General features: G+C 41.3%; 17 protein-coding genes and 1 tRNA gene. 11 read left to right on the forward strand and 7 right to left on the reverse strand.

Annotated features, from left to right (window positions below; genetic code table 11):
- Nucleotides 1-27 precede the first annotated feature (27 nt).
- The 5 genes from ACS5PU_RS11830 to ACS5PU_RS11850 all read left to right on the forward strand — a co-directional run bounded on the left by ACS5PU_RS11830 (nt 28) and on the right by ACS5PU_RS11850 (nt 6742).
- Entirely contained in the window at nt 28-2055 is a 2028-nt protein-coding gene (locus tag ACS5PU_RS11830; protein ID WP_439459373.1) for a polysaccharide lyase family 8 super-sandwich domain-containing protein, read from the forward strand.
- Between the two features lie 85 nt (nt 2056-2140).
- Nucleotides 2141-3325: a glycoside hydrolase family 88 protein gene (locus ACS5PU_RS11835; protein WP_439459374.1), complete on the forward strand. Its 1185-nt coding sequence runs from the start codon at nt 2141-2143 to the stop codon at nt 3323-3325.
- A 432-nt stretch (nt 3326-3757) separates the two neighbouring features.
- Nucleotides 3758-4981 (forward strand): DUF2264 domain-containing protein, encoded by a 1224-nt coding sequence (locus ACS5PU_RS11840; RefSeq protein WP_439459375.1) that lies wholly within the window; start codon nt 3758-3760, stop codon nt 4979-4981.
- A gap of 86 nt (nt 4982-5067) precedes the next feature.
- Nucleotides 5068-5907 carry a 5-dehydro-4-deoxy-D-glucuronate isomerase gene (gene kduI / locus ACS5PU_RS11845; protein ID WP_439459376.1) on the forward strand — a complete coding sequence of 280 codons (840 nt, stop codon included), beginning with the start codon at nt 5068-5070 and terminating at the stop codon, nt 5905-5907.
- A gap of 70 nt (nt 5908-5977) precedes the next feature.
- On the forward strand, nt 5978-6742 hold the full coding sequence (locus ACS5PU_RS11850; protein WP_439459377.1) for an SDR family NAD(P)-dependent oxidoreductase: 765 nt from the start codon (nt 5978-5980) through the stop codon (nt 6740-6742).
- A 134-nt stretch (nt 6743-6876) separates the two neighbouring features.
- Here the strand turns inward: ACS5PU_RS11850 and ACS5PU_RS11855 are convergent, their stop codons facing one another.
- The 3 genes from ACS5PU_RS11855 to ACS5PU_RS11865 all read right to left on the reverse strand — a co-directional run bounded on the left by ACS5PU_RS11855 (nt 6877) and on the right by ACS5PU_RS11865 (nt 9304).
- Nucleotides 6877-7503: a carbonic anhydrase gene (locus ACS5PU_RS11855; RefSeq protein ID WP_439459378.1), complete on the reverse strand. Its 627-nt coding sequence runs from the start codon at nt 7501-7503 to the stop codon at nt 6877-6879.
- 242 nt (nt 7504-7745) lie between these two features.
- A complete protein-coding gene (locus tag ACS5PU_RS11860) occupies nt 7746-8354 on the reverse strand; it encodes a hypothetical protein (protein ID WP_439459379.1) in 609 nt (202 codons plus the stop codon).
- A gap of 317 nt (nt 8355-8671) precedes the next feature.
- A complete protein-coding gene (locus ACS5PU_RS11865; protein WP_439459380.1) occupies nt 8672-9304 on the reverse strand; it encodes a Crp/Fnr family transcriptional regulator in 633 nt (210 codons plus the stop codon).
- Nucleotides 9305-9383: 79 nt separating this feature from the next.
- On the opposite strand from ACS5PU_RS11865, the gene ACS5PU_RS11870 reads away from it, so the two are divergent.
- The 4 genes from ACS5PU_RS11870 to ACS5PU_RS11885 all read left to right on the forward strand — a co-directional run bounded on the left by ACS5PU_RS11870 (nt 9384) and on the right by ACS5PU_RS11885 (nt 11133).
- The gene (locus ACS5PU_RS11870; protein WP_439459381.1) at nt 9384-9926 is read left to right on the forward strand and encodes an HAD family hydrolase; all 543 of its coding nucleotides are present in this window, start codon (nt 9384-9386) and stop codon (nt 9924-9926) included.
- A 149-nt stretch (nt 9927-10075) separates the two neighbouring features.
- Nucleotides 10076-10726: a CatA-like O-acetyltransferase gene (locus tag ACS5PU_RS11875; protein ID WP_439459382.1), complete on the forward strand. Its 651-nt coding sequence runs from the start codon at nt 10076-10078 to the stop codon at nt 10724-10726.
- Nucleotides 10727-10790: 64 nt separating this feature from the next.
- Nucleotides 10791-10997 carry a hypothetical protein gene (locus ACS5PU_RS11880; RefSeq protein ID WP_439459383.1) on the forward strand — a complete coding sequence of 69 codons (207 nt, stop codon included), beginning with the start codon at nt 10791-10793 and terminating at the stop codon, nt 10995-10997.
- Between the two features lie 59 nt (nt 10998-11056).
- Nucleotides 11057-11133: transfer RNA gene (locus ACS5PU_RS11885), tRNA-Ala, on the forward strand.
- A gap of 60 nt (nt 11134-11193) precedes the next feature.
- Here ACS5PU_RS11885 and ACS5PU_RS11890 read toward each other — a convergent pair.
- Both ACS5PU_RS11890 and ACS5PU_RS11895 read right to left on the reverse strand, forming a co-directional pair.
- Nucleotides 11194-11829, reverse strand: coding sequence for a Crp/Fnr family transcriptional regulator (locus ACS5PU_RS11890; RefSeq protein ID WP_439459384.1), 636 nt, complete (start codon nt 11827-11829; stop codon nt 11194-11196).
- 186 nt (nt 11830-12015) lie between these two features.
- Nucleotides 12016-13152 (reverse strand): helix-turn-helix domain-containing protein, encoded by a 1137-nt coding sequence (locus tag ACS5PU_RS11895; RefSeq protein ID WP_439459385.1) that lies wholly within the window; start codon nt 13150-13152, stop codon nt 12016-12018.
- Nucleotides 13153-13558: 406 nt separating this feature from the next.
- On the opposite strand from ACS5PU_RS11895, the gene katG reads away from it, so the two are divergent.
- Both katG and ACS5PU_RS11905 read left to right on the forward strand, forming a co-directional pair.
- A complete protein-coding gene (katG, locus tag ACS5PU_RS11900) occupies nt 13559-15835 on the forward strand; it encodes a catalase/peroxidase HPI (RefSeq protein ID WP_439459386.1) in 2277 nt (758 codons plus the stop codon).
- A 430-nt stretch (nt 15836-16265) separates the two neighbouring features.
- The gene (locus tag ACS5PU_RS11905; protein WP_439459387.1) at nt 16266-17135 is read left to right on the forward strand and encodes a sugar phosphate isomerase/epimerase family protein; all 870 of its coding nucleotides are present in this window, start codon (nt 16266-16268) and stop codon (nt 17133-17135) included.
- Nucleotides 17136-17165: 30 nt separating this feature from the next.
- On the opposite strand, the gene ACS5PU_RS11910 is transcribed toward ACS5PU_RS11905, so the two are convergent.
- Nucleotides 17166-17561 carry a VOC family protein gene (locus tag ACS5PU_RS11910; protein WP_439459388.1) on the reverse strand — a complete coding sequence of 132 codons (396 nt, stop codon included), beginning with the start codon at nt 17559-17561 and terminating at the stop codon, nt 17166-17168.
- 65 nt (nt 17562-17626) lie between these two features.
- The gene (locus ACS5PU_RS11915; protein WP_439459389.1) at nt 17627-18178 is read right to left on the reverse strand and encodes a hypothetical protein; all 552 of its coding nucleotides are present in this window, start codon (nt 18176-18178) and stop codon (nt 17627-17629) included.
- Nucleotides 18179-18644: the final 466 nt, after the last annotated feature.

Consider the following 18644-nt stretch of genomic DNA (forward strand, 5'->3'; position numbering starts at 1 on the left):
TCACTTGTGCTTACAGCGTGCCTCACCATGATGTGCAGCTTGGTAAAGGCACAAAATGAGCCTTTTGATAGTATTCTTCAGCGCATCAATGCAGATCTTCAGCTTTTTGTTACAGATAAAGTGCTGACCGATGAAGTTTCGGAAAACCTGAAACAGCTTAATGCCGATGGCAGCTGGGCCGATATTAATTATGCCGATGCACAATACGATCCCTTAAAGCGGATCAAGAACATGGCTACGGCTTACATCCGTCCAACCAATAAACTTTACAACAATGCTGCACTGCACCAAGCCATAGTTAAAGCTTTGCAGAACTGGTTAGAAAAGAACCCAAAAAACAAAAACTGGTGGTACAATGATATTTTTTATCCGCAGGCCATTGGGCAGAGTTTGATATTGATGCGGAGTGCCAAAACAAAACTTCCGGCAGATTTAGAAGAAGCTTTGATTAAAAGGATGATCAGGCGCTTAAAAACAGGCGATGGCGCCAATACTTCAGACGAAGCCCTGCATTTTTTGTACCGTGCCTGTTTAACCAAAAATAAAGCAACGCTTGATTCGGCCGCAAAATATCTTTTCGAACCAATTGCTGTAAACGAAGGAAAAGAAGGCGTACAGGTAGATGGCAGTTATTATCAGCATGGTAAGCAGCAGGCCATTGCCAGCTACGGCAGGGTGTTTGGCGCCAACTCGGTTAATGCTGCATTTTATCTGCGTGGAACAGCCTATGCCTTACCTAAAGCGCAGCTGGCTATATTGGTCGATTACCTTAAAAATACTTTTCTACAGACCATAAGGGGCGCATTTTACGATTTTAACGTGCGTGGCCGGGGGATAAGCCGCAAAGATTCGCTAAGTAGTGGTATAGGTGGGCTGATTGAAAAAATCAGGTTCTTTGATCCCGACAATACCGCTTACTGGAATGCTTCGGCCCTCCGCACTTCAGCAAAAAAAGCGGCGGCTTATGGCGTTATTCCGGCGCATAAACAGTATTGGAAAAGCAATTATACCTTGCACGTAAGGCCGGGCTATACTTTTAGCGTACAGGCTTCGTCAAACAGGACTTTAAGAACAGAGCGGGGTAATAATGAAAATATTCTTGGTAAATTTCTTCCAGATGGCGCTACCAATATTCAGCGCGAGGGTTCGGAATATGCCAACCTCATGCCCGTTTGGGAGTGGGATAAAATTCCCGGAACAACCAGTCGGGATTATCACGATGATGCAGGTGCGACCATCAAAAGCGAATGGGGAATTTTGGGCACCAGTAAATTTGTGGGCGGTGTTGCTGATGGGGTGTATGGCACATCGTGTTATAGCTTAGCTTACGATAGTGTACAGGCAAAAAAGGCTTGGTTCTTTTTTGATAGGGAGGTGGTTTGCCTTGGCGCAGGTATCAAAAGTGAAGCGGGCGAAAGTATAACGACAACGGTTAATCAGGCCTGGATGAGGGGTGCAGTTGATACAGCCCCCAAAGAATTAAGTAGGGCACCCTTCTGGGTTGTTCACGATAGTATTGGCTATATTTTTCCGCAGGGTGCAAATGTGACCATCAGTAATGAAGCACAAAACGGCAACTGGTACCGGATTAATCATTTTCAAAGCAAAACCGAACTTCAGCATAAGGTATTTAAACTGTGGATAAACCACGGTACAAAACCAACTGATGCCAGCTATCAATACATTGTAGTGCCGGGAACAAGTGCTGCAGGCTTAAAAAAATACGATCAGAGCATGATACACATTTTAAAAAATACCGATCAGGTGCAGGCCGTAAAGCATTTGGGTTTAAACATGTTGCAGGCAGTTTTTTATCAGCCGGGTATTTTAGCTGTTGATGGCATATCGGTTCAGGTAGATCAGGCCTGTACGGTTTACATTAAAGGCCTGAACAGCAAAAGCCCGCTGCTTTACATTGCCGATCCTGCCCAAGAGCAGACCGCAGTGCATGTTGAGCTAAAACTGCCGGGACTGTCAAAACCGAAAAGTTTAAATTGTAATCTACCAACTGGTGCCTTTGCAGGTGCCACAGCAAGTTTTAAAATAAAAGAATAACATACACTATTAAACCATGAAAAAATCGTTGCAGTTACATCATGTCACGATGGCTTCATCTCCGTTGAAAAAACAAAAATCACACATGAAAAAAATCAATTTTATTGCCACATTACTTATGCTCAGTGGGTCAGTTTCGCTTGCCCAAACTGAAAAAAAACCAATGGCCCAGTTAATTAACGATGAATTTAAATTTGCTGCTGAGCAATATAAAGTATTGGGTAAAAATATAACCCCCGGAAAAACACCACAGTCTTTCGATAAAGGTAAATCTATAAACTATGATGTTAAATGGTGGTGCAGTGGTTTTTATGCAGGCAGTTTGTGGAATATTTATGAGCAGACCAAAAATGAAAACGTAAAAAAGGATGCAGAGGCAGCCTTAAAAATATTGGAACCGAACCAAACCTATACCGGTAACCACGATCTGGGTTTTATGATGTACTGCAGTTTCGGCAATGCCTACCGCTTAACCGGCAAACCTGAGTATAAAGCGGTTATTCAACAGTCGGCGGCCTCTTTGGCTACCCGTTACCGTCCGGTTGTAAAATCTATCCAATCTTGGAACAAAAGCAAATATTGGGAATGTCCTGTAATTATCGATAATATGATGAACCTGGAAATGCTAAACTGGGTAAGTGATAATGGCGGTGACAAAAAGTATAAAGAAATTTCGGTAACACACGCCAACACTACATTGAAAAATCATTTCCGCCCTGATTTTAGTTCTTACCATGTGATTGATTACAACCCGCAAACCGGCGAAGTGCTCAAAAAAGCAACCTGGCAGGGGGCAGCAAACTGTTCAGCGTGGTCGCGTGGGCAGGGATGGGCATTGTACGGCTATACCATGATGTACCGTTTTACCAAAGATCCTGAATATTTAAAACAGGCGAAGGGCATTGCGCACTTTATTTTGAACCATCCTAACCTTCCGGCCGATAAAATTCCGTTCTGGGATTTTGATGCACAGGGAATTCCTTTCGCCAAACGAGATGCCTCAGCTGGTGCACTTATTGCCTCAGCTTTGCTAGAGCTTGGCCAGTACACTGCAGGTAGCGAAAAAACAACCTTTAAATCTGCTGCCGAAACCATGATCTACTCACTTTCCAGCGAAGCTTACCATGCAAAATTAGGAGAAAACGGTGGCTTTTTATTGATGCACAGCACAGGCGCCTATCCATTGAACAGCGAAATTGATGTGCCCCTGATATATGCTGATTACTACTATTTAGAGGCTTTGGCCAGGTATAAAAAATGGTATTTGTAGGGTGGTAAGAATGCAAATGGCCAGAACCTAAACTAAATTATGGTTTAATATGAAAATGAAGGTTCAGTAATGCTTCGGAAACAGCAGCCCCGTTATTCGCTTTATCCCGATAGAAAAATCGGGATGCCCGCTGCTACCGGGTTTATTAAATATGGGTTTGTGCCAACAACATCAAAAATGATCCCAGTTGATTGGGTATCCTACCTTCGATAGTAATGTTTGCCATGCCACCTAGACCCGATTGAAGTGAGCACGAGCCCGATTTAAGCACCGATTTTAGTTGTGCTATCGTGTGCTTGCTTGTTTCACAGGTTTCATCGGGAGAAGTAAAACGGAAAGCGGGAAGAAACTAAAATAATTGCGTGAAAATCTGCTCTCCAAATAATAATATAACAACTTGGTTTTTAATACTAAAGCCACATATTAAAGGAAATGAAACATAAACTAATTTTTTCTGCACTGCTCATCTGTTCGCAGTTCGCAGTTGCACAAAAGAAAGCCACAACCGGTGCCGAAGACCGTGCATTTTGGGTTAAAACCTTAAACCGGATTGCGTATCCGGTTATCCATAACCTGGCCAACGAAACCTTAAAAAAGAACATGCCCTTAGAAAAGGCACCTGGCTATGGCTTAAATGTAACCAAAGTAACCTATTTGGAAGCGCTGGGCCGTACTATTGCCGGTGTAGCCCCTTGGTTGGCGCTGCCCGATGATGAAAGCGCAGAAGGCAAGCTCAGAAAAACCATGCGTACCGAACTTTTAAAAGGTTTGGCCAATTCGGTAAATCCGGCAAGTCCCGATTATATCAGTTACCGTTCAGAAAGCCAGCCCATTGTTGATGCGGCCTACGTAGCACACGCTTTTCTCCGTGCACCAAAAGCACTTTGGGAACCACTTGATGATGTGACCAAAAAAAGGTTTATCGAAGAATTTAAATCCTTGCGCACAAGAAGCGGTGCCTATAATAACTGGTTATTGTTTTCTGGCCTAACAGAAGGTTTTTTATTGAGCATTGGCGAACAATATGACCCTGCACGGGTTCAGTTCTCCATCAATAAAATGAAAGAATGGTACGTTGGCGATAGCTGGTACAGTGATGGCGAAAAATTTAGTATGGATTATTACAATTCATATGTAATCCATCCGATGCTGGTTGACCTTTTGAAAGTACTGGTAGATAAAAAAAGAGCGCAACAGGCCGATTATGATATCGCATTGAAAAGAATGATCCGTTATTCAGAATATCTAGAAAGAATTATCTCGCCAGAAGGTACTTATCCAGCTTACGGTCGCTCAATTACATACCGTACAGCTGCTTTCCAGGCTTTAGCACAAACGGCCTTAATGGAAAAACTGCCTGAATATGTGAAACCTGCCCAGGTTCGTGGCGGATTAACCAAGGTAATGCACAACCTTTACGATGGAAAACAGAATTTTGATGATAATGGCTGGCTGGTATTGGGCTTTAATGGTCACCAGCCCGAAGTGGCAGATACCTATACCTCAACCGGGAGCTTATATATGGCCAGCCTTGGCTTTTTAACCCTTGGCCTACCTGCCGATAATAAATTTTGGACCGATGCACCAGCACCCTGGACCAGTTTAAAAGCCTGGAGCGGTGAAACAATAAAAAAGGATTATAAAGTTGAGTATTAATACAAATAATAAGCACCGTATAAATATATTTGCGAATAAGATTTTGATATAAGTTCAAATCCTATTTACCAATCAAATTTTAACCAATGAACAAATTCGAAAGCCGTTACGCTCAAAGCCCTAAAGAAGTTAAACAGATGGATACCGCATCTTTAAGGGATAATTTCTTGATTGAAAACGTATTTGAGGCAAACCAGGTAAACCTAACCTTATCTCATTTTGATAGGTACATTGTTGGAGGCGCAATGCCAGTTGACCAGAAAATAGCACTTCCAAATCCTGATGATTTAAAAGCAAACTACTTTTTAGAACGTAGGGAGCTGGGGATCATCAATGTTGGTGGTAAGGCCATTGTTACCGCTGATGGCGAAAAGTACGAATTGGATTATAAAGAGGCCCTGTATATCGGCAAAGGTACAAAAGAAGTATTTTTCGAGTCTGCAACTGCAGGCGAAGCGGCAAAATTATACATCAACTCAGCACCTGCACACCATAGTTACCCAACTAAAAAGGTAAGCAAAGCAGAAGCAGAAATTGTAGAATTGGGTACTCCGGAAACAGCAAACCACAGGATTATCAATAAATTATTGGTGAACAGTGTTTTACCTACCTGTCAATTGCAGATGGGAATGACCGAGTTAAAATCGGGCAGTGTATGGAATACCATGCCAGCGCACACGCACGATAGAAGGATGGAAGCTTATTTTTATTTTGAAGTTCCTAAAGGACAGAGCGTTTGCCACTTTATGGGGCAGCCGCAAGAAACCCGCCACATCTGGATGCAGAACGATCAGGCTGTAATTTCACCAAACTGGTCTATCCACTCAGGTGCAGGTACCAGCAACTATACTTTTATCTGGGGTATGGCAGGCGAAAACCTAGATTACGGCGATATGGATCACTGTGCCATTACCGAACTGAAATAATAATCTCTTACCGTCATCTCGACTGAAGCGTAGCGGAATGGAGAGATCTAAAAACTGAACTTTAAAAATCATGTCGAACATATTTAATTTAGCAGGTAAAACTGCATTGGTTACCGGTTGTAAAAGAGGTATCGGTAAAGCTATGGCCTTGGCTTTGGCCGAAGCAGGTGCCGATGTAATCGGTGTATCAGCAAGTTTAGAACTTCAGGGCAGCGCCATCGAGAAAGAAGTTGTAGCGCTGGGCAGAAAATTTTATGCCTACCAGTGCGATTTTGGTAAACGCGAAAACACGCTTGCCTTTGCCGCTCAGGTTAAGGCAGATCACCCCGTTATCGATATATTGGTAAACAATGCCGGTACCATTTTACGTAAGCCTATTGCCGAACATCCGGATGAATATTGGGATGAAGTAATTGCCGTAAACCAAACCGCTCCGTTTATTTTAACACGTGAAATTGGTAGGGAAATGATTGAAAGGGGGAGTGGGAAAGTAATTTTTACTGCATCTTTACTGTCGTTTCAGGGCGGTATAACTGTGCCAGGCTATGCTGCCAGCAAAGGCGCGATAGCCTCGTTAACCAAAGCTTTTGCGAACGAATGGGCTGCTAAAGGCGTAAATGTAAATGCCATTGCACCCGGTTATATTGCTACCGATAATACTTCGGCTCTACGCGAAGATCAGGATAGAAGCACCTCTATCTTATCGCGTATCCCTGCCGGAAGATGGGGTACCCCCGAAGATTTTAAAGGGCCAACCTTATTTTTGGCGTCACCGGCCAGTGATTACGTACACGGAACAATTTTAACCGTTGATGGCGGTTGGATGGGACGTTAAGGAAAGTCTAGCGTCTTAAGTAGTTAGTGCTGAGTCGATAACTCAGCATTCATATTCAAACCTCGCAGGTTTTAAAAACCTGCGAGGTTTTTTTTCACATTTGATCTTACTACTTGGAACAGTGAACCTCTGACTTAATACAGATCATAAATCTCCTTAATATCTTTCAAAATCTTTTCAAAATCGATTTTAAGGTCTATTAGGCGGCCTGTATGGATATCAAAAACCCAACCATGAACCGTTATTCCACGTTTGGTAATGGCCTCTTGCACCGCTGCGGTTTTTAACAGGTTTACACATTGCTCCTGTACATTCAGTTCTACCAATCTGTTGTAACGTGCACCTTCATCCTCAATTGCATTTAACTCATCTTTATGGATACGGTAAACATCGCGGATGTTCCTTAACCATGGATTCAATATGCCCATGTCTGCAGGTTGCATGGCTGCTTTAACGCCGCCGCAGTTGTAATGCCCACAAACCACAATATGGTTTACCTTTAAATGGCGCACAGCGTAATTTAAAACCGTCATTACGTTTAAATCTACGTTGTTTACCAAGTTGGCTACATTACGGTGTACAAAAGCCTGTCCGGGCTGTATGCCCATTAAATCTTCTGCGGTAACACGGCTATCCGAACATCCGATGTATAAAAACTCGGGACTCTGTCCTTTTGATAATTCAGTAAAATAATTTGGATCAATGGCCAGTTTGTCGGCAATCCATTTTTCATTGTTCTTAAAAACTTCTTCTACGTTCATGCTTTTGCTTTAAATAGAATTTAGGATATATAAATTATAATGAGCAGCTAAATTAGTATAAAACTAAAGAAAGATTTGCTGATTCCGGCAAATTCTCAAATGGTATTTTTTACCAAATTGAACAAGTATCTCCTAAAATTGTTTATCTATTGGCGCAATAAAAAGCCTTTTAAAACAAAAATGGCCGGTGCAAGTACCAGCCATTTCTGTTGGCCATAAACTAGGCCATTAAACTTATATTTTTAGCTCGCAACAGCTACCGCATTTTTGTTGATGTGGTTAGGCAGTTCTTCAAGCGTGTACAGGCTTACCAACGATTCTCTTAATACGTTTTTAGCGTTGTACCAAACATTCTCCTGGCTGAAGTGGCAAACCCCATTGGTAAGTTCGGTTATAATCGCCCCGATCAGGGTGGCAAAATGATTTTCAAAAACATCACCTGCATGGTATTTGATAGAAAATACCTTGCTATAGTTTTGAAGCTGTGCCTCAACCTCCGCACTTAGTTTGATTACTTTTACTGCTTTTCTTTTTTTCTTTTTGAACATCCCGAATATCTTCTGGATGAAACTTTGTTTAATAATTTTATCTTTAAAAAGCTTTTTCTTGTATTCTTTTAAATCGAAGGCTTTGAGCGAAGTGCTAAAGTTTAATTTTAAGTTATTTTCATTAAAGATTTCTAAACTGGGTTTGTCCCATTTAAATACAATAGGCAAATTTCCGTTTGGATTTCTAAAAGAAAAAGATGAACTGATATCGAGAACATTTTCATGTTCATTTAAACGCTTTAAAATTGTTGGAATAAGTTCGTCTGTTAGTGAGTTGGTGTAGATGTTTATATAAGCACTCATGTTTAAATAAGATTAACTGAAATCGATAAAACAGCATCCTGTGAAAGCACCTGATGCACTTGTTCAATGATAATTAAGGATATCATTATATGCAGCCTGTAGTTTAACAAGCTGTATATATCAACTCGGGAATCTTAAATAGGGCAGATGTTTGTTTCTTTTCATGTTTGTAGGTTTTGTGTGTGTCTGTTTAGTCTTTCTTTAACTGTAAGCACTGCTTTTTCTCCTAAACGGATTTGTCTGCGGAAACGTTACAGTTGTCAAAATTAAAATCTGTTTAGCAATAACTATACCACAAACCTATACCTTACAATATTTTACTCCAAAAGCCTTTTCAAGCTATGCTGCTGCAGTAAGTTTTTAAATTCTGGGGTATCAAAACCACTCTTATCTATAATTTGCTTTAAGCTTCTGTTAAAGCTTCTTACCGAAATGCCCAGGTAGGCAGCCATATCATCTTTTGAGATTACGATATCTTCTTCTGCCTGTAACTTAAGCAGCTTTAAAAGCGCATATTCAAGTGTGTATAGCTGTTGGAAAGCTGCGCGGGTACTGGTGTGTATTATCCGGGTTGACAGCTCCTGGAGTAAGATTGTAGTAAAATCGCTACTCTTCTCTATCAGACTGAGAAATACATAATCCGGGATAACGTAGGCCGTAACCTCGCTGATTGTAGCTACATTGCATAGGCAAGCTATTTTTTTAATGGCTTCCAGTTCGCCAACCACTTCTCCTTTACCCAAAAACTCGATAATAAAATCTTTGCCGTTTTCTTCCGAAATAAAGCACTTGCTTATGCCATCTTTAATGATATAAATGTTGCTTATTTTTTCGCCCTGTTCAATAAACCTAAAACCCGCTTTGAAGGTTTTCAGGCTAATATTTACGGCTGTATTTTCAGTACAAAAACGTTCAATAAAGGATAAGAAAGCAAGGTTGGTGCGTAGCATATTTTTTAGGTCGAGACAAATGTCCTTTTTTAACAGTTTTTGCCGCGTTACTTTTGTGGCAGCTAAATTAAACATAACCATGAAAAATCAAATTACTGTAATTGCTTTTGATGCCGATGATACCCTTTGGGTAAACGAGCCCTATTTTAGGGAAACAGAAGAGCAATTTGCCAGTCTTTTAGAAGATTTTTTACCACGACATAGCATACTAGCCGAACTCTATAAAACTGAAATGGCCAATTTGCCGCTTTATGGCTATGGCATAAAAGGTTTTTTGCTGAGCATGATAGAAACATCGCTCAGAATAACAATGGGGAAAATAGACCCCATAATTGTAGAAAAATTACTCGATTTGGGGAAAGAAATGCTCAATAAACCTGTAGAGCTGCTTGATGGGGTGGAAGAGGTACTTAAAGCTTTGAAGGGAAAGTACCGCTTGGTAGTGGCCACCAAAGGCGATCTGCTCGATCAGCAAAGGAAATTGACCAAATCTGGCCTTGATCATTATTTTCATCATATCGAAATCATGAGCGATAAGCAGGAAAAGGACTATCAAAAACTGATCAAACACCTCGACTGTAAGCCCGAAGCTTTTTTGATGTTGGGCAATTCGCTCAAATAGGATGTTTTACCGGTGTTGAATATTGGCGGTCATGCCGTTCATATTCCCTACCATACTACGTGGGTGCACGAAAGTATTGATCATACCATAGAGCATCCCAACTTTTATCAGATGGAAAAACTATCTGATGTACTGTTAAAATTAATTGAATGAAAGAAAAAATAGATATAGACACCTGGATCAGAAAAGATCATTTTAAATTTTTTAGCGCTTTTGAGGAGCCATTCTTCGGCGTTACTGTAGATGTAGACTGTACGGCTACCTACCAAGAAGCAAAAGAGAAGAAGGTATCATTCTTCTTGCTTTACCTGCATAAATCGCTGGCAGCAGTAAACCGGATAGAACCTTTTAGCTACCGCATAATAGCTGGCGAAGTTTGGAAATACAGCACCGTTAATGCTGCGGCAACCATTAACAGGGCTAACGGAACATTTGGTTTTGGTTACATGGATTTTTATGAGGATTTTGAGGATTTCAGGACTGAAGCCAATAAAGAAATTGAAAAAGTACAGGCTAACACAGGTTTAATCCCTTCTGCATCGGGCGAAAATGTGATCCACTATTCGGCACTGCCCTGGTTAAATTTTACTTCCTTATCCCATGCCCGAAATTATGCCTATCAGGATAGCTGCCCTAAAATATCATTTGGAAAAGTGAGGGATGAAAACGGCAAAAAGATCATGCCCATTTCGGTTCATGTTAACCATGCCTTAATGGATGGATACCATGTGGCACAGTTTGTAGAGACCTATCAGGAGCTATTAAATAAAAAAGAAACGCTTAGCCTGGCTTCGTTTTAAGCCGAACAGTTTAAAGCTAAAGCTTATTTAATGTTCGGTTAATATTAAGGTTTTAATTTCCGCAATGTTTATTACTGCAGTAATTATCCCCTTTTATATTTTATCGGTTATAGCCATGTGCTACATGGATTCGGTTTACAAGGCAATTATGTTTTTTGTAATGCTTTTAATTGGCACGTTTGTACTTTTTTTATTTATCAATTATCCCCTCCAATCGGCTATGGCGGTGATTTCTTTCATGGCGATGTTCGCTTTTAAGTTTAAAGATTAATTAACATTTGCATTAAACAAACAAATTGCTATTTTTGCGCTTATTAAAATCATAAACACGGGGGATTAGCTCATTTGGCTAGAGCGCTTCGCTGGCAGTGAAGAGGTGATCGGTTCGAATCCGATATTCTCCACCACAAAAAAAAAGCTACCATAAAGGTGGCTTTTTTTGTTTTATAGTATATTTCTTTCAAAAACTAAGCACTATCTGCTAATTTCCTTTGCGTAGCGGTAGCGCCGTGATCGGGAATTAAAAGTTTGCTGCCGATGCGGCTCATGGTTTCCAAGCGTATACCAAGGTAACTGGCCAGATAACGTTTTGGAACCTTTTCAAAATCCGAATTACTGCTTTCCAATTTGCGGTATCTTTTAGATGCATTGGGAATCCGAGCCAGTATAGCCCTGTCTGATGCGGCATGGTAATGTAGGGCCAAAAGTTTTCTGCCAATTACATTAGCCTCGGCATACCTGCTGTAGGCATCTTCCATTAAATTATAGGGGATACGGATCAGGTAACAATGTTCAAGGGCCTGAAGATACTCAATAGAATGGGCCGACTGTCCGTCGGGGTGGCGTATCGCCCCGATAATTTCGTTTCCAAAACTAAACCAGGTACTGATATCCTTTTTGCCATCTTTGATAAAACCCCTTACCAATCCGCTGACCAAAAAATAAACAGATGTATTGTTATCAATAGGGGATACAATATGCTTGTATTTTCTCACCTGTATCAAAGTGCAGTTTTTTTCGTAGTCGGCCTTAAAACCATTTGAAAGTGGGTGGAACTGTTCAAGGTATTTAAATAGTGGGAGCATGGTGGGATGGGCTTGCATTTTTAAGTCTTTTATAGCGAAATAAAGAGGTAGACTTTTTAGATCAATTGGCCGATCTGCGAAATACAGAATCAGTTCGATGATACTGATGCAAAACTATTATTTATGCGCGCAAAGGTGTGTTAACGGGGCAGTATACTCCTATAACTATTCAACCGTTAGACCAAATATGCCTTTTTCGGGCCGTTAGCTTAGTTCTTTGTTGAAATAATGGGTAGGCATTGCTCCTTTTTCTTTTTTAAATGCATTGTAAAAAGTAGCCAGGTTTTTAAAGCCCGATTCGTATGCAATGGCTTCGATGGTTAATTTATCGCTTTTGATGGGGTATTGGTTCAGGAAGTAATCTACCCGATAACCATTAATCCAATCGCGGAAATTTTTACCGATTAAATTGTTGATGATATAAGAGCAGTGGTGAACTGGAATATTGATCTTGCCGGCGAGATCTACAATCTGAAAATCATGCGTGAGGTAAAGCCTTTCCTGTTCCATTACCGTTTTCATCGATAACAGAAATTCATCTAACTGTCCGGCGGATAGGTTAAGTTTTTTTACGGGTTTTGCCAGTTGAGGTGCCTGCTCAACCTGTACCAAATGGTGCAATTCACTTTCAACTATCGGGATATTGATATGGGAAGGTGAAGGCTCCGTTTTTTTATTCCAATCAACCGCTACCAATAAATAACCATAAAACATATAAGGTTTATGCAGGGCGTACAGTACAATGCCCAAAAGCGCCAGGCAGTTCAGCACAACAAACGAGGTTTGTGTATATGGAATGTGGAGTCCCCTTAAAATTACTGGCAACAGGCTTAGTAGCTGAAAAAAGGTAGCTATCCGCAAAAAGAAAACAATCCACTGCCTACCGGTTTTATCTGTAGTAGATGTCTGATCGGTTTTTTTCCGGATTAAACTGATCCAGGCCATGCACAGATAGCCCAGAATTAAAATGGGCCTCAATGCATAATGAAAAGCAGGCTGAAAAACACCGGTACGTATTTTTAGCGAGAAATAACCATTTTCGGCCAGTTGTTTAAACATAGTGTTCCAATCTAGATTAAACTGCCCCTGCCACGGAATAATATGGATAAGTGCTAACAAAGCCGGTAAAAAATGTAACCACTGGCGTTTTAATAAATGATCTCTATTGTGGATAAAGCCCGAAATGTATAAGTAAAAACAGGCCGGTGCTGCAAAATAAAGCGGGGTAAAGGCCTGAAAAACGATGGCCAGCGCAATTGGTTTTTCGGAGGCAATTAAGGTAGAAATCAGGATCTGGCCGAAACGGGCAAAAAATAAAAGAGATAGCAAAATATTAAGCATTTTATTCCCTCTTTTTGCAAAGAACAGGTGCATGGAGAATAAAAGCAAAAAGAGACAACTAGAGCTAACTAATAGATTCAGAAACTGCATATTTTCTGCAAGATAAAACTTTATAGTCAAACTGGATTATCCTAATATAAACTCTGTAAGCGGATGATCACATTTTATGAACAAGGTTAAGGTAATGGCTATGATGAACTTTGGCGCTTAAAATATTTGAAAGGTTCTGAGGCTGTAGTTTGGTATCGTTCATTAGTAACGTGTTGATATAAAGCAATAATAGATTCTAACTATTCTGTTATAGAATTAAATGATTGTGATTAGTTGGTCCAATTTTCTAAATTTATAATATTCCTGCTCAGCCAATGATAACCGGTCAGGGCATTACTAACAAAATATTATACATATGGAAAAAGAATCAAACGATATTAGCAAATGCCCGTTTCACAATGGCAGCATGAAAAGCAATGTAGGCGGCAGCGGCACCAGAAACCACGATTGGTGGCCAAATCAGTTAAAGCTGAGTATTTTGCGCCAGCATTCTACCTTATCGAACCCAATGGAAGGGGATTTTAATTATGCCGAAGCGTTTAACAGCCTCGACCTGGAAGCCGTAAAAAGAGATCTCCATGCCCTGATGACTGATTCGCAAGATTGGTGGCCTGCAGATTTTGGCCATTACGGCGGTTTATTTATCCGTATGGCCTGGCATAGTGCAGGTACCTACCGTGTTGGCGATGGCCGGGGCGGGGCTGGAGCCGGTTTGCAACGTTTTGCACCGCTTAACAGCTGGCCAGATAATGTGAGCTTAGATAAGGCCAGACGTCTGCTTTGGCCAATTAAACAAAAATATGGCCGTAAAATTTCGTGGGCCGATCTGCTCATCTTAACCGGAAATATCGCTTTAGAATCGATGGGTTTTAAAACTTTTGGTTTTGCAGGTGGGCGTGAGGATGTATGGGAGGCAGACGAATCGGTTTATTGGGGATCGGAAAGAACCTGGCTGGGGGGCGATCTCCGCTATGCGCACGGTTCGCACGGGGTAGATGAAAACCATGGCGTATTGGTAAGTGATGATGATGCAGATGGAAATATCCATTCGCGTAATTTGGAAAAACCACTCGCCGCAGTACAGATGGGATTAATTTATGTCAACCCTGAGGGGCCCGATGGCAACCCTGATCCAATTGCTGCCGCTAAAGATATCCGTGATACTTTTGGCCGCATGGCGATGGACGACGAAGAAACCGTTGCCTTGATTGCTGGCGGACATACCTTTGGTAAAACCCATGGTGCAGCCTCGGCAGATCATGTGGGCAAAGAACCCGAAGCTGCAGGTATAGAAAGCCAGGGCTTGGGCTGGAACAGTGGATACGCATCGGGAAAGGGTGCTGATGCCATTACCAGCGGGCTCGAAGTAACCTGGACCACTACACCTACGCAATGGAGCAATAACTTTTTCGAAAACCTGTTTGCATTTGAGTGGGAATTAACAAAAAGCCCGGCTGGTGCCCACCAATGGGTAGCTAAAAATGCCGAAGCCATTATCCCTGATGCTTTCGATGGATCGAAAAAACACCTGCCAAGCATGCTTACCACCGATCTTTCTTTAAGGCTTGACCCAGCTTACGAGAAGATATCAAGACGTTTTTTAGAAAACCCAGATCAGTTTGCTGATGCCTTTGCGAGGGCCTGGTTTAAACTTACGCACCGCGATATGGGGCCGATAGCGCGTTACTTAGGGCCAGATGTACCTCAGGAAGAATTGCTGTGGCAAGATCCCATTCCTGCGGTAAACCACATATTGATTGATGACAATGATATTGCTTCTTTAAAAGCGAAAATACTGGCATCGGGCTTAAGCACCGCCGAACTTGTTTCTACCGCTTGGGCATCGGCTTCCACCTTCCGCGGTTCAGATAAGCGTGGCGGTGCAAACGGGGCACGTATCCGTTTAGTACCTCAAAAAGATTGGGAAGCAAACAATCCTGCCAGGTTACAAAAAGTTTTGACTGCATTGGAAAGCGTTCAGGCAGAATTTAATGGGGCACAGGCAGCTGGTAAAAAAGTATCGCTGGCCGATTTAATTGTTTTGGCCGGAACAGCCGCGGTAGAAAAGGCTGCTCATGTTGCCGGAGCACCGGTAACTGTTCCGTTTACACCTGGGCGTATGGATGCCTCGCAGGCACAAACTGATGTAGAATCTTTCGGTTACCTAGAGCCTGTGGCCGATGGTTTCCGGAATTACCGTAAATCTAAAGCGCCGGTTTCTACCGAAGAGTTTCTGATCGATAAAGCACAGTTGCTTACCCTAACTGCTCCTGAATTGACGGTATTGGTAGGTGGTTTACGTGCTTTGGATACAAATTTTGATGGTTCAAAAAATGGTGTGCTAACACAACGACCTGGTCAGCTTACCAACGATTTCTTTGTTAACCTACTTGATATGGAAACCGCTTGGAAGGCTGTTTCGGAAGAAAAAGAATTGTATATCGGTAGCAGCCGTTCCAGCGGTCAGCCGAAGTGGACAGCAAGCCGTGCCGATCTGGTATTTGGTTCGAATGCAGAGTTAAGGGCCATTGCCGAAGTGTATGCAAGCACGGATGCACAGCAAAAATTTGTGAAAGATTTTGTAGCGGCTTGGACTAAGGTGATGAATTTAGACCGCTTCGATCTGAATTAAATTTGAGGTAAATAAATTTTTAGCAAGGCACTGTAAATCACGGTGCCTTTTTTATTTTTTGATATTGGTTGCCGAAATAATGCCCTCTATCCTTAGGATTTTACTTTAATTTATCGCTGCACACTGCAGGAAGGTTTCCAAGTAATCTTAGCCCTTTTAACCCAAAAAGGTGCTGCTTTAACTGAAAGAGCGGTGGGCGTTTAGCGTTTTAACCGCATGGAGCAACAAGAAAAAGGCGCGAAGTACGCACAGGCAGTTCTGCGGTAATCTGCTCGATCAGCAGGAAGCCCTATGCAGTGTGCCCACAGATTACGCTAATCACGCAGATTTAACAAGTGGCCAGTTTACAGTTAACCAATTCATGACATTAAGTTAAAAATGCTTAAATTGCTTTTGTCTATTTAAACTAACCATTAAAAAGATCATCCCGATGAAAAATAAGCATCTAACTTTTTTAGCCTGCCTGCTTACACTGGCTATTTCTGGTTTTATTATCGATTCGCCTGAATATCCGCGCGTAGGCCTGGTAACCGGTTTAACACAGGATAGTTTAGCTTATGCGGCTGGTTTTAAACTGATCGGAGAATCGGTGCCTAAAATGCTTTCTCCCAAACTAACGGAAGAGGAGTTTCAAGATAACCTGAAAAAAATTAAGGCGGCAAAGTGTAAAGTGCTTACCTGTAACCTTTTTTATCCGGGTACCTTAAAAATAGCTGGACCAGAGGTAGATGAAGCCAAGGTTTTAGCCTATACCGAGGTAGTGCTTTCACGGGCGAAGTATGCGGGTGTAAAATATATTGTACTTGGAAGTTCGGGCGCGCGCAGTATCCCTGCCGGCTACGATGTAAACAAAGCTAAATCAGATTTCGTGGTGCTAGCCAAAAAATTGGCCCGGCTTGCCAAAAAAAATCAGGTGGTTATTCTGCTCGAAAATCTCGAAACAACAGAAACCAATTTTATTACCTCATTAAAATCGGCAGCCGAAATTGTTGAGCTGGTTAATCACCCCAATTTTAGGCTTAATGTAGATATTTTTCACATGATGCGTGAAGGAGAATCGCCCAAAGAGATTATTGCAGCCGCAAAAGTGGTTGGTTTTGCCGAAATTGCCGAAAAAGAGAAACGTACACTGCCTGGCGTAATGGGCGATGACTTTAAACCTTATCTGCGTGCACTGAAACAGATCGACTATAAAGGTTATATCTTTATCGAAGGCAGTACCAGCAATGCTGCAGTAGATGTACCTGTTGCATTTAAATACCTATCTGGCCAGATTGCTGAAGTGTATTCGGAAAAATAAAGGAGCCGTAATTATCCTCTAGTTTCCCGGCTACATGCCCCTTTCCATCAATAGGATATTAAATTTATGGCCGTCGGGGTCGGCAAAGGCGAAACCGTAGTAATTGGTTTTATCCCGGCTGGGTTCGTTAAAAATTTGGCCGCCGGCTTCTTTTACAGCATTGAGCCATTCGTTTACTTCTGCCTCCGTTTCTGCTGCAAGTGTGAATATAATTTCGTTGGCGTTTTGTCCGGGAGTTAAATATTCATCTATTTGCGAGCCCTGCTCAAAAAAATGGATAACAAAATCATCATCGCCAAAAAGAAAGCTGGCCAACCTAAGGTTGCTATTCTGATTTTGAGGCTTAAAACCCAATTGGGTATAAAATTGACGGGTGCGGTCAACATCTTTTACACTAAAATTAGCCCATATTTTTTTCGATCTCATACTGCTTAATTTTAAACCAATTTAGCGAAATTAGCTTAAAACTTAAATGAAATCCATAAGGCTTATTATTTGGCCAACTGAACAATGGCTTGGTCAACCGGTTTTTCGCCAAAGGTATCGATATTTGGCTTGCGCATATTTGCCAAGTTAGCTTCTACCATTACCGTGGTATTGGCTTTTTTGGTAAAAGCAGCAATATCATTCAGTGTAGTGGTTAATATTTTTAGCGAGGTAAAAAACCATCTGTCGATATTCCTGATGTTTTGCAGGTCTGCATTTCCACTCAAATATTCCCTGTTCGATTTTTCACAGTAATCGAACTGTACTTTATCCAGAAACAATAGTTTATCCGTAATCTGCTGCAAGGCCTTTTCAGAAAGTGTCAAACCTTTAATGCCGATAACACGCCTGTCTTTTATGATAAAATCGAGTCCCTCAAAAGTAATGGTGGTTAATTTTTCCCTATTGAAAATGTACTCAGGTGTTGGAAGGTTATTTACCTGCCCAGCGCCACGGTTGTTGTTAAACTCACGCCGTTGATCGGTTAGTTTTTCAATCAGCTCGTTGGCGTATAGTTTTTTGGGCATTTCGAACATGATAGTATTAAATTTTGCCATTTGTATGTACGCTGCTTGGTAATTTACTTGAGCGTTGGTAAACAAAGTGCTTAAGCAGCATAATAACGTAAGGGATACAGTACTTTTCATGTTCGGTTTGTTTCTGCGAAAGTAGTCTCTTTTTTGCTGAAATAAAAGTATTTGTATGTTTAATATTACAGTTTAAAACATTTTTTGTTATTTTTATATTGACATATATCAATGTTGAACAATTGGTATCGTGCTGATTTTTAGTCTGATGTTAGCTACGGTTTAATTGAATTGCCGTTTTGAGGTATTTGGGAGTCGGTTACCTTAAGTAGGAGAGATGGATTGCTTTTACAAAAACATCGTTTGCCGCCTACAAACAGCATATGGCTAACCATGCCCCGTTTGTAAATAACCGATTTACAGCAGCACAACTAAATTTCTGTTGTTCTGGTAATTTCGAAGCGATTGATTTTAGGTCTGTTCTTTCTAATAAATT

Source organism: Pedobacter sp. GSP4, from assembly GCF_051857575.1.
In the GTDB taxonomy this organism is placed as follows: domain Bacteria; phylum Bacteroidota; class Bacteroidia; order Sphingobacteriales; family Sphingobacteriaceae; genus Pedobacter.